Here is an 11,563-nt window from a genome sequence, read left to right as displayed (position 1 = left end):
CGGTCATGCTGCGCGTATCGGCGGCGACCCGCGTCTTCTCGGCCGGGGCGGCGTCCGCCCGGGCCTTGGCGGCACTGGCGGCGGCAGCCGCCGGCGCCGGCGCCCGCAGCGTCCCCGCCGGAGCGGCGGCGACCGGCGCCAGGCGCGAAGCCTCCTGGCGGGCCGCAGCCACCGGCTGCTGGACCGAGGTGGCGGCGCGGGAGGCGACCGCCGCGGCGTTGGCGTTGTAGACCGGCACGGTGAGGCGGGTGCCCGGCGCGACGGTGTTGCCCGAGAGGCCGTTCACCGACATCAGGGCGGTGCGCGGCACGCCGTAGCGGTTGGAGATCACGTCCAGCGTCTCGCCATGGGCGACGACGACGGAGGTCCCGCCCTCCGCGACCCAACCACCGGTACCGCGGGATGAGGACGGCGCGGCTGGGGCCGGGGCCGAATTCATCGCGACGGGCGCGGAGGGCGGCGCGAGCGGCTGGCTGCTGACGCCGGCCGACGGGGCCGAGCCCTGATAGACCGGCTGAGACTGATAGGACGGCGAGCGGCCGATCGAGCCGGTCGTGACCGGATCGCGCACGGCAGGCGCCTGGGCCGTCTTGAAGGGGTTGGCGAACGGCGCTTCGGTGAAGCGGGTCGCTTCGGAACAGGCCCCGAGTCCGGCCGCGAGAGCGCAGACCGAAACGACGCGGACCAGGGACTTCGGCATGGCCGATTCGACGTGCTTACGCATGAACTCGGACTCGCGAACGACGCAACTCTGTGAGCCGCATTAAAGCGGCGGTTAGGTTACGAAAGCGTTTCGACGCGAAGCCGGTCCGTAAATTTCGGAGGCCGCCGGGCGGCCGTCACAGGGCGCGCGCGAGGCCGGGCGCCAGCGGCGGCAGGCGGATAGCGGGCCCGAGCGCGTGGTCGACGCCGTTCTCGCCGAGGGTGACGACGACACGGCGCGTCATGCCCTCGACCCGCAGCGCACCGACCAGCCGCCCGCCCTGCCCCAGCCGCGCCAGCAGCGCGTCGGGAATGGCGGGGACGACGCCGTTGACCAGGATGCGGTCGAAGCGCCCCAGCGTCCGGTCGGGCTGGAAGCCGTCGGCATGGCGCAGCTCGACGGCCTTGCCGAAGCCGCTGCCAGCGAGCCTCTCATGCGCGGCGAGCGCCAGCGTGCGGTAGCGTTCGAGCGAGACGACCTGCCCGCCCATGGCCGAGAGCAGCGCCGAGACATAGCCGGAGCCGGAGCCGACCTCGAGCACGCGCACGCCCGGCTGCATGTCGAGCGCCGCGAGCAGCGCCGCCACCGTGTGCGGCGCGGTCATGGTCTGGCCGCAGGCCAGTGGCACGGAGACATCCTGCCGCGCCAGGTCGGCGAAGCGCGATGGCGCGAAATGCTCGCGCGACACACGCTCCATCGCCCGCAGCAGCGCGAGGTCGCGCACGCCGCGGGCGCGCAGGGACAGCAGGAAGGCGACCGTCCGTTCGCTTTCGTTGCTCGCATGCACGTCGGTCATGCCCACCCCGCCGGCCCCAATCAGGCCTCCGCCAGAAATGCCCCGCCCATCCGCACCGCTTCAGGCGGCGAAGACGCGCGCGAAGCGGGTCAGGGTCGGCTCGTGCGTCAGGTCGAGCTCGAGCGGCGTCACCGAGATGCGACCTTCGGCCAGCGCGCGCAGGTCGGTGCCGTTGGCCGGCTCGTTGCGGCCGCGCTGGAAGGCGATCCAGTAATAGGGGAAGCCCCGGCCGTCATGGCGCGGCTCCAGCTTGACCAGCTCCTGGTCGCGCCGGCCCTGCACCGTCACCGCGATCCCGGCGACATCGTCGGGCGCGCGATGCGGGAAGTTGAGGTTGAACAGCACGCCCTCGGGAATGCCCTCCTCGAGCAGGCGGCGCACGATGGCCGGCGCATGCCGCTTGGCGCAGTCCCACAGCACGGTGCCGCGGTCGCCCGGCGCATAGGCCTGGCTCAGCGCGATCGAGGGGATGCCGAGCAGCGTGCCCTCCATCGCCGCGGCGATGGTGCCGGAATAGGTGACGTCCTCGGCGACGTTCTGGCCCCGGTTGACGCCGGAGAGCACGAGGTCGGGCCTGGCGTCCTGCATCACCGAGCGCACCGCCATGATGACGCAGTCGGTCGGTGTGCCGGCGACGGCGAAGCGCTTCTCCGAGATCTTGCGCAGCCGCAGCGGGTTCGACAGCGACAGCGAATGGGCGACGCCCGACTGGTCGGTCTCGGGCGCGACGACCCAGACGTCGTCGGAGAGCTCGCGGGCGATCGCCTCGAGCACCGAGAGGCCCTCGGCGTGGATGCCGTCGTCGTTGGTGACGAGAATGCGCATGGGATCAGTCCGCCTTCGCGATGCGGGTCACCCCGCGCATATAGGGAACCAGCACGTCGGGCACGGTGATCGAGCCGTCGGCGTTCTGGTAGTTCTCCATCACGGCGATCAGCGCGCGGCCGACCGCGGTGCCCGAACCGTTGAGGGTGTGGACGTAGAACGGCCCCTTGCCGTCCTTCGTCTTGTAGCGGGCGTTCATCCGGCGCGCCTGGAAGTCGCCGCAGACCGAGCAGGACGAGATCTCGCGATAGGTCTTCTGGCCCGGCAGCCAGACTTCGATGTCCCAGGTCTTCTGCGAGGCGAAGCCCATGTCGCCGGTGCACAGCGTCATCACGCGATAATGCAGGTCGAGCTTCTTCAGCACGTTCTCGGCACAGGCGAGCATGCGCTCGTGCTCCTCGCGCGACTTGTCGGGCGTGGTGATCGAGACCAGCTCGACCTTCTCGAACTGGTGCTGGCGCAGCATGCCGCGGGTGTCGCGGCCGGCCGAGCCGGCTTCGGCGCGGAAGCACGGGGTCAGCGCGGTGTAGCGGCGCGGCAGCTCCTCCTCCGAGAGGATGGACTCGCGCACGAGATTGGTCAGCGGCACCTCGGCGGTGGGGATGAGCCATAACCGCGAGGTCGTCGCAGCTCGCCGCAGATGGTCGATAACATTGACTTGTTTCTGCGCAGCCTCCGCATCACCAGTTTGTTCGAGAATTCGCAGAAATTCAGCATTTGCGGACTGCTGAGCAGCAAACTGCTGCTCAGCCTCGTCAGAAGGCTTTCTGGTCGCGAACTGATCATCCTCGAACTTCGGCAGCTGCGCCGTGCCGAACATGGCGTCGTCGCGCACCATCAGCGGCGGCATCACCTCGGTGTAGCCGTGCTCCTCGGTGTGAGTGTCGAGGAAGAACTGGCCGATGGCGCGGTTGAGGCGGGCGATATCCCGCTGCAGCACGACGAAGCGCGAGCCGGAGAGCTTCGCCGCTGTCTCGAAATCCATCTGGCCGAGCCCCTCGCCGAGCTCGTAATGCTGCTTCGGCTCGGACACGCCGGCGAGGCGGCCGGAATCCTCGGGCCGCACGCCATGGACGCGGAGCACGACGTTGTCGTGCTCGTCCTTGCCCTCGGGCACGTCGTCGTTCGGGGTGTTGGGGATCGCTGCCAGCTCGGCGTCGAGCTTGGCCTTGGCCTCGCGCTCGGCCTGCTCCAGCGCCGGCGCGGCCTCCTTCAGCGCCGCGACCTCGGCCTTCAGGCTCTCCGCGAGGGCGAGGTCCTTCTGGCCCATCGCCTTGCCGATCTCCTTGGAGAGCGCGTTGCGGCGCTCCTGCGCGGCCTGGGCCTTGGCGATGGCGGCACGGCGCTCGTCGTCGCGCGCCAGCAGCGAGCCCGACAAGGCTTCGAGCCCCCGCCGCTGCAAGCCCCGATCGAACGCCGCGGCGTTCTCGCGAATCCATCTGATGTCGTACATAGCAAGCCAGACCGTTGCGGAACCGGCTTGTCCTCTAGACCGGGACGGCGCGGGAGGGAACCGCCAGCGTCGCCTCACCGGTCATGTCGCGGACTTTCCGAGCCGTGCAGGGCCGTCCGTGGCCAAGCAGGGTCGCCTCGACCGGTCGCGACGGTGGCCTTGACGTCCCGGCGCGTACGCCGGGCCTGCCGCGAACGGCAGGCGGCGGCCTCCGCGAGGCCGATCAGCCCTCCGCGGCCTCGGCAGCGTCTTCGGCGGCCTTCTGCGCCTCGCGCTTCCTCTCGACATGGCGCACGGCGAAGACCGCGAGCTCGTAGAGGATCAGCATCGGCACCGCTAGCATCAGCTGCGAGATCACGTCCGGCGGGGTCAGCACCGCCGCCACGACGAAGACGAAGACGATGGCGTAGCGGCGCTTCTCGCGCAGGAACTTCGAATCGATGATGCCGGCCTGCCCGAGCAGGGTCAGGATGACGGGCAGCTGGAAGGAGATGCCGAAAGCGAAGATCAGCGTCATGATCAGCGAGAGATATTCGCTGACCTTGGGCAGCAGCTGGATGCCGACATGGCCTTCGGTCGCCGCCTGCTGCATGCCGATCGAGAACTTCATCAGCACCGGCATGGCGAAGAAGAACACCATCGCCGCGCCGAGCAGGAAGAACACCGGCGTCGCGAAGAGATAGGGGCGGAAGGCGGCCTTCTCGTTGCGATACAGCCCCGGCGCCACGAACTTGTAGATCTGCGTCGCGATCACCGGGAAGGCGAAGAAGCCGGCGCCGAAGGCCGCGATCTTGATCTGGGTGAAGAAGTACTCCAGCGGCGCCGTATAGATCATCTGCGGCGAGGAGCCCGCGCCCGAGGCCCAGACATAGGGCTGCACGAGCACGTTGTAGATCTGCTTGGCGAAGCCGAAGCAGACGAAGAACATCACCAGGAAGGCGATCAGCGACTTGATCAGGCGCGAGCGCAACTCGATCAGATGCTCGATCAGCGGTGCGCGGGAGGCCTCGATCTCGTCATCGCCGTCGCGATTCGCTTCGACGACGCTCATGCCTGGCTCCCATCATCGGCCGCGGTGGCCTTGGGCTTGCGCCTGGGCGGCTTGGCCGCCGGGATCGTCGCTGCGCCGTCGGCCTGAACAGCAGCCAGGACAGGCTTGGAGGCGGGCTTCGCCGCAGTCTTGGCGGAGGCGGGCTTTACGGAAGCAGGTTTGGCGGTAACCGTCCGGGCCGCGGGCTTGGTAACCGCTGGCTTGGCTGCCGCAGATTTGGCCGCAGAAGGCTTGGCAGCGGGCGTCGCAGCGACGGGCTGGGACGGCGCGGGGACCGCGGCCGCGGAGTCCTCCGCGGCCTTCCTGCGGCGCGGCGGCTTGGCCGGCGCGGCCTCAGGCGCCGGGGTCGCGACCGGCGACGGCTTGATCTCGACCGGCGGCAGCACCGGCGGCGCGGGAATCGCAGCAAGCTGCGCCTCGGCCGCCTTGGCGACCTCCGCCTGCGAGCTGGCGGCGGACGGCGTCGAGAAATCCTTCATCGGCTCGATCGGATCGATGCTGGTCGCGGTCTGCACCGAGGTGCCGATATCCTCGACCTGCTTCTTCAGATCATGCAGCTCCGCCTCGCGCATCGCGTCGTTGAACTGCCCCTGGAACTCGCCCGCCATGCGGCGGACCTTGCCGATGACCTGCCCCGCTGTGCGCAGGGCGTTCGGCAGTTCCTTCGGGCCGATCACGATGAGCGCGACGCCACCGATCAGCAGAAGCTCGCTCCAGGCGATGTCGAACATCGACGGCTGGTCCTCTCGCCACCGTCACCGCCTCGCGGCGGTGCGGCCTCAGGCCTTGGTTTCGGCCTTGGCCGGCTCGGTCGTGGCGGTCTGCGCAGCCTGGTCGATCACCTTGGGCTCGGCCGGGGTGGCCGGCGGCGGCGGGGTATCGTCCTCCGCCATGCCCTTCTTGAACGACTTGATGCCCTTGGCCACGTCGCCCATCAGCTCGGAGACCTTGCCGCGGCCGAACAGCAGCATGACGATCACGCCGACGACGACCCAGTGCCAGATGCTGACGCCACCCATGGTGGTACTCCTCCGAACTTGATTTCAGGGCCGCATCACGGCGGCCAAACCCTCGTGGCGGAACCTAGGGTTCCACCGCGGCGAACACAAGAACTTCGTCGCCGTCGATGTCGAGGCCAACCTCGGCCCCCTCCTCGACCCTGCCCGGCCGGGCGAAGCGCACGGCGAGCGGCGCATCCAGCCCGTTCACGGCGACGTGCAGCTGGTCGACCTCGCCGAGGAAACGGCGCCCGACGACGCGGCCGGCGAGGCAGAAACCCTTCGGCACGACGCGGAAGGCCTGCGGCCGGGCGCAGACCACCGCCTGCTCGCCCTCGGCGAGCCCGGCCGCCTCGAAGCGGCCGATCGGGGTCTCGACGGCGCCGTTCCTGACCACGCCCTCGATCTCCTCAAGGTCACAGAAAAATCGGGCGGCAAAGAGGCTGGCGGGGCGGCGATAGAGCTCCTCCGCAGTGCCTGCCTGGACGATTCGGCCCTGGCGCATCAGCACGATGCGGTCGGCGACGCGCATCGCGTCCTCGGGGTCGTGGGTCACGATGATCGAGGTCGCGCCGATCTCCTGCAGCAGCGACATGGTCTCGTCACGCACCGTATCGCGCAGCCGCCGGTCGAGATTGGAGAAGGGCTCGTCCATCAGCAGCACGCCGGGGCGCGGCGCCACCGCCCGCGCCAGCGCGACGCGCTGCTGCTCGCCACCCGAGAGCATATGCGGATAGGCGCCGGCGAGATGGGCGAGGCCGACGCGCGCGATCGCCCGCTCGGCCGCCGTCACCGCCTGCGCCTCGCCGAGGCCGCGCAGGCCGAAGCGGACATTCTCCAGCACGCTGAGATGGGGAAAGAGCGCATAGTCCTGGAACACCAAGCCGACGCCGCGATCCTCCGGCTCGACGAAGCGGCCCGGCGCCGAGACGTCGCGGCCTTCCAGCAGCACGCGGCCGGCGCTCGGCCGCTCGACGCCCGCCGCCAGCCGCAGCAGCGTCGTCTTGCCGCAGCCGGAATGGCCGAGCAGCGCCACCGTCTCGCCGGGTGCCACCGAGAGCGAGACATCGTCCAGCGCCGTCAGCTCGCCGAATCGCTGGGTGACGTTCTCGAAGCCGAGCGAAACCGGGATCGCCGCGCCCGCGGTGCCACGGCGGCCCCAGCCGAGCCATTGCGTCATTCCATCGGTGCGCGCCATGTCGTCTCCTCGGGCAGGAACGCCTCCCCTAGCGCGGCCGGCCGCCGCCGTCACGCGCGGGCCTCAGGCGTCCGCGTCCGGCGGGGCCGCATCGCCGTCGTCGAGCGGCGCGAACAGGTCGCCGAGCGGGTCCTCGTCCGCGCGCAGGTCGGGATCGTCGTCGGGCACCGGGATCGAGAGATCGCGGGCCGCCGGGCCTTCGAGGAAGCCGGTGCCCTTGAGCTCCTCCAGCCCCGGCAGGTCGTCGATGCGGGCGAGGCCAAAATGGTCGAGGAAGCCGGGCGTCGTGCCGAAGGTCACCGGCCGACCGGGCGAGCGCCGCCGGCCGCGCAGGCGGATCCAGCCGGCCTCGAGCAGAATGTCGAGCGTGCCGCGGGCGGTCGCGACGCCGCGGATGTCCTCGATCTCGGCGCGCGTCACCGGCTGGTGGTAGGCGATGATCGCCAGGGTCTCGAGGGCGGCCCGCGATAGCCGCCGCGGCTGTTCGGCCTCCGGCGCGAGCAGATAGGCGAGGTCCGGCGCGGTGCGGAAGGCGTAGCCGCCGGCAACCTGGCGCAGCGTCACGCCCCGCCCCTTATAGAGGCGTTCGAGCGCCGCGATCACCTGCGCGACCGGCACGGCGGCCGGCAGAGCGCGGGCGATCTCCTCGGCGCTCAGCGGCTTCACCGAGGCGAAGAGCAGCGCCTCCGCGACGCGGCAGGCCTGCGCCAGCGGATCGCCCTCCGCCGGGGCCGCCGTCTCTGCTAGCCTGTCCTGAATCGTCTCGGGCGCGCTCATTCCGGCGGCTTCCGCAGGTCGAGCGCCGGCGGGCGCGCCGAGCGGCGGCGCAACTGCAGCGGCGCGAAGGGCGCGTCCTGCCGCAGGTCGATCACGCCCTCGCGGACCATTTCCAGCATGGCCGACAGTGCGGAAGCGCGGACCGTCGCACGCATCGCGACGGGGTCGAGCCCCTGCCTGTCCATGTAGCGCAGCAGGTAGTCGTCGATGGCGGTCCAGTCCTGCGCCTCGCCGAGCAGCCGCGCCAGCGCCTCGCGCGCCTCGACCAGCGAGAGAACCTGCCGGTGGCCGACGCTCATCGGCGGGCGTGCCCGGCGCTGGCGCTGGCCGGCATAGGCCGAGAGCAGGTCGAACAGGTCGGCCTCCCAGCGCGCGGGCCCGGTCGCGGCGACCGGCTCGGGCGCGCCGCGCGCGAAGATGTCGCGTCCGAGGCGTTCGCGCACCGCGAGCTGGCGGGCCGCGCGGCGGATCGCCTCCAGCCGGCGCAGGCGCAAAGCGAGCGCGCCGGCGAGCTCGGCCGCGCTCGGCTCCTCGCCCTTCGGCGGCTCCGGCAGCAGCAGGCGCGACTTCAGATAGGCCAGCCAGGCGGCCATCACGAGATAATCGGCCGCGAGTTCGAGGCGCAGCGCCCGCGCCTCCTCGACGAAGGCGAGATACTGCTCGGCCAGCGCCAGGATCGAGATGCGGGCGAGATCGACCTTCTGGCGGCGGGCGAGATCGAGCAGCAGGTCGAGCGGCCCTTCATAGCCGTCGACGTCGATCACGAAGGACGGTTCGGCGACCGCGCGCGGCGGCAGCTCGTCGAAGGGCAGTTCCTCGGCCGCCACTGACCTCTCCCGCTCGCTCGCCTCAGGGCGCCGGCCGGGCGCCGCGACGAGGACGCCCAAGGGTCGGGCTATCGCCCGCCGGACGCAAGGGCCTGCGCCAGCTGCTCGCGCGCCTGGGCCAGGTCCAGCGGCTCGGGCTCGTGGCGGATGCGGGCGAGCGCCATGGCGGCGCGGCGCGCCCGCTGGCCGGTCATCTCCGGCACGGCGCCGGCAACCGCGACCATCTCGTCCATGATGCCGTGACAATGCAGCACGAGGTCGACGCCGGCGCGGATCGCCGCCCGCGCCTTCTCGGCGAAGCCGCCGGAAAGCGCCTTCATCGAGATGTCGTCGGTCATGATCAGCCCGTCGAAGCCAAGCTCGCCGCGCATGATCTCGCGCACGACGCGCCGCGAGATCGTCGCCGGCCTGCGCTTGTCGAGCGCGGTGAAGACGACATGCGCCGTCATCGCCAGCGGCATGTCGGCGAGGTGGCGGAAGGGCACGAAGTCGTGGGCGCGCAGGGCGTCGAGCGGCGCGTCGACGACCGGCAGCGCGTGATGGCTGTCGGCCCGCGCCCGGCCATGGCCAGGCATGTGCTTGATCACCGGCAGCACGCCACCGGCGAGAAGCCCCTCGGCAGCCGCCCGCCCGAGCCTGGCGACCATGGCGGGATCGCGGGCATAGGCGCGGTCGCCGATCACGTCGTGGCTTCCGGCGACGGGCACGTCGAGCACCGGCAGGCAGTCGACGTCGATGCCGCACTGCTTGAGGTCGTGCGCCATCAGCCGCGCCGAGAGGCGCACGATCTCGCGCTGCGTCACCGGGTCGTTGATGGCGAGGAAGGCCAGCGCCGGCGGATAGGGCGGCCAGTGCGGCGGCGCCATGCGCTGCACCCGCCCGCCCTCCTGGTCGATCAGGATCGGCGCGTGCCAGCCGACGCAATCGCGCATCTCGGCGGTCAGCGCCGCGACCTGGGCCGGATCCTGCGTGTTGCGGCGGAACAGGATGAAGCCCCACGGGCTGGCGTCGCGGAAGAAGGCGCGCTCGTCCGGGGTGAGGCTGGTGCCGAGGCAACCGGCGATGAAGGCACGGGATGTCATGGAGCCCTTATCGCCGATTCTCGCGCGATGGGCATGGCCCACCGCAGTCGGGGTCTTGATCGCCCATCACGGCCCGGGATGAGCGGCCATCCCCTCCCCGCACATTCGCGTGCCCGGAAGGAAGACGCCCGCCCCGGAGGGCGGGCATGAGGCGCGAACGCGCCGGGCTCAGCGCAGGGTCTGCGACGCCTGGGCGTTGAAGGCGTCGAAGGGCAGCTCGGCGACGCGGAACCAGAGCTGTTCCTTCTTCCAGTACGGCAGGAAGGAATCCCACATCGTCTTGAAAGCGGGATTGGTCGCCGCGAGCTCGGCATAGAGCGCGAAGGCTTCCTTGAAGGCCGCCTGCATCACGTCCTGCGGGAAGGCGCGCAGCTCCGCGCCCGAACCGATCAGCCGCAGCAGCGCGTCGGGGTTGCCGTGGTCGTACTTGGCGACGCAGAGCGCGTTCGCCTCGGCGCAGGCCGCCTCGAGGATCGCGCGGTAGGAGGCGGGAAGCTCGTTCCACTTGTCCATGTTGGCGATGAAGCTGACATTGGCGCAGCCTTCCCAGAAGCCGGGATAGTAATAGTACTTCGCCACCTTCACGAAGCCGAGCTTCTCGTCGTCATGCGGGCCGGAGAACTCGGCCGCGTCGATGGTGCCGCGCTCGAGCGCCGGGTAGATGTCGCCGCCCGCGAGGGTCTGCGGCACCACGCCGAGCTTCTGCATGATGCGGCCGCCGAGGCCGGCGATGCGGAACTTCAGGCCCTGCAGATCGGCGACCGACTTGATCTCCTTACGGAACCAGCCGCCCATCTGCGCGCCGGTGTTGCCGGACGGGATGGTGTAGACGCCGAACTTCTTCATCAGGTCGCGGCAGAGATCGAGGCCGCCGCCCTGATAGAGCCAGGCGTTCTGCTGGCGGGTGTTGAGGCCGAAGGGCAGCGAGGTCTCGAAGGCGAAGGCGGTGTCCTTGCCGATATAGAAGCTCGCCAGAGTGTGGCTGCACTCCACCGTGCCGTTCGAGACGGCGTCGAGCGCCTGCAGGGCCGGGACGATCTCGCCGGCGGCGAAGACTTGGATCTGGAACTGGCCGTCGGTAGCCTCGGCGACGCGCTTGGCCACCTGGGTCGAGATTCCGTAGAGCGTGTCGAGGCTCTTGGGATAGCTGGAGGTTAGGCGCCAGCTGATCTTCGGGTTCGCCTGGGCGATGGCCGGGGCGGCGATCGTCGTGGCCGCGGCGCCGGCGGCCGAGGTCTTGAGAAGAGTGCGGCGATCCATGGTGCTTCCTCGTCTTGCTGTTGGCGCCGCGTGCGGGAATCCATCCGGCCGGGCTTGCTGGCGCGGAAGCTAGCCGCAAGCCCCCTCACGGGAAAGAGGCATTGTCGCCTCACCGGCGGGCCTTTCGGCCAAGAAGAACCCCGCCGCTCTCGCGAGCGGCGGGGTCCGGAAGGCTGTCGCGGGGTCGGACGGCTCAGTTCTTCGCGATGAAGCACTGTCCGCCGGCCGCCTGGAGGCCTGAGCACATCGAGGCGGCGTCCTCGCGGGAATACGGGCCGACGCGCAGGCGGAAGACGGTCTTGCCGCCGGCGAGCTCGGTGCGGCGCACGATCGGCGACTGGCCACCGAGCTGCTGCGGATACTTGCGCTGGAGCGCGGCGAAGGTAGCGCGGGCCTCGGCCTCGCTGCCGGGCGCGGCGAGCTGGACGACGAAGCCGCCGCCCGCGACGGTGCGTGGCGCCGCAGCGGCGGCGGCCGGGGCCGGATCGAGCGAGGCGGTGCGGGTCGGGGCAGGCGTGGTCGCAGCCGGCGTCGCCGATTCGCTGCGCGGCGGCGTCGCGGCCGGGCGCGCCGGAGCCGGCGCGGAGCCAGTC

General features: G+C 70.9%; 12 protein-coding genes and 1 pseudogene. All 13 read right to left on the bottom strand.

Annotated features, from left to right (window positions below; translation table 11 throughout):
• Positions 1-724 (bottom strand): LysM peptidoglycan-binding domain-containing protein (locus tag ABE438_RS20180; RefSeq protein WP_346504473.1); only part of this gene is annotated, 724 nt, incomplete at its 3' end.
• Between the two features lie 115 nt (positions 725-839).
• Positions 840-1,499, bottom strand: coding sequence for a protein-L-isoaspartate O-methyltransferase family protein (locus ABE438_RS20175; protein ID WP_346504472.1), 660 nt, complete (start codon positions 1,497-1,499; stop codon positions 840-842).
• Positions 1,500-1,559: 60 nt separating this feature from the next.
• Entirely contained in the window at positions 1,560-2,324 is a 765-nt protein-coding gene (gene surE, locus ABE438_RS20170; protein WP_346504471.1) for a 5'/3'-nucleotidase SurE, read from the bottom strand.
• A gap of 4 nt (positions 2,325-2,328) precedes the next feature.
• Complete coding sequence (serS, locus tag ABE438_RS20165) at positions 2,329-3,777, bottom strand: serine--tRNA ligase (RefSeq protein ID WP_346504470.1); 1,449 nt, start codon at positions 3,775-3,777, stop codon at positions 2,329-2,331.
• A gap of 223 nt (positions 3,778-4,000) precedes the next feature.
• A complete protein-coding gene (tatC, locus tag ABE438_RS20160) occupies positions 4,001-4,828 on the bottom strand; it encodes a twin-arginine translocase subunit TatC (protein ID WP_346504469.1) in 828 nt (275 codons plus the stop codon).
• On the bottom strand, positions 4,825-5,559 hold the full coding sequence (gene tatB, locus ABE438_RS20155) for a Sec-independent protein translocase protein TatB (RefSeq protein WP_346504468.1): 735 nt from the start codon (positions 5,557-5,559) through the stop codon (positions 4,825-4,827). Before tatB ends, tatC begins: the two co-directional genes overlap by 4 nt.
• A 125-nt stretch (positions 5,560-5,684) precedes the next feature.
• Positions 5,685-5,847 (bottom strand): annotated as a pseudogene (locus ABE438_RS20150) (twin-arginine translocase TatA/TatE family subunit); the annotation flags it as partial.
• A 64-nt stretch (positions 5,848-5,911) separates the two neighbouring features.
• Positions 5,912-7,024, bottom strand: coding sequence for an ABC transporter ATP-binding protein (locus tag ABE438_RS20145; protein WP_346504467.1), 1,113 nt, complete (start codon positions 7,022-7,024; stop codon positions 5,912-5,914).
• 63 nt (positions 7,025-7,087) lie between these two features.
• Entirely contained in the window at positions 7,088-7,801 is a 714-nt protein-coding gene (gene scpB / locus ABE438_RS20140) for an SMC-Scp complex subunit ScpB (protein WP_346504466.1), read from the bottom strand.
• Positions 7,798-8,628, bottom strand: a complete 831-nt coding sequence (locus ABE438_RS20135; protein ID WP_346504465.1) for a segregation and condensation protein A — start codon at positions 8,626-8,628, stop codon at positions 7,798-7,800. Before ABE438_RS20135 ends, scpB begins: the two co-directional genes overlap by 4 nt.
• Positions 8,629-8,696: 68 nt before the next feature.
• Entirely contained in the window at positions 8,697-9,710 is a 1,014-nt protein-coding gene (gene nagZ / locus ABE438_RS20130) for a beta-N-acetylhexosaminidase (protein WP_346504464.1), read from the bottom strand.
• A gap of 168 nt (positions 9,711-9,878) precedes the next feature.
• Positions 9,879-10,970 carry a TRAP transporter substrate-binding protein gene (locus ABE438_RS20125; protein WP_346504463.1) on the bottom strand — a complete coding sequence of 364 codons (1,092 nt, stop codon included), beginning with the start codon at positions 10,968-10,970 and terminating at the stop codon, positions 9,879-9,881.
• A 193-nt stretch (positions 10,971-11,163) separates the two neighbouring features.
• Positions 11,164-11,563 (bottom strand): SPOR domain-containing protein (locus ABE438_RS20120; protein WP_346504462.1); only part of this gene is annotated, 400 nt, incomplete at its 5' end.

The sequence above is a fragment of the Allobosea sp. TWI1241 genome (assembly GCF_039673065.1).
Classification (GTDB): domain Bacteria; phylum Pseudomonadota; class Alphaproteobacteria; order Rhizobiales; family Beijerinckiaceae; genus Allobosea.
Note: the sequence above shows the minus strand (reverse complement) of the source record. Positions and strands in the feature narration are given on the sequence as shown.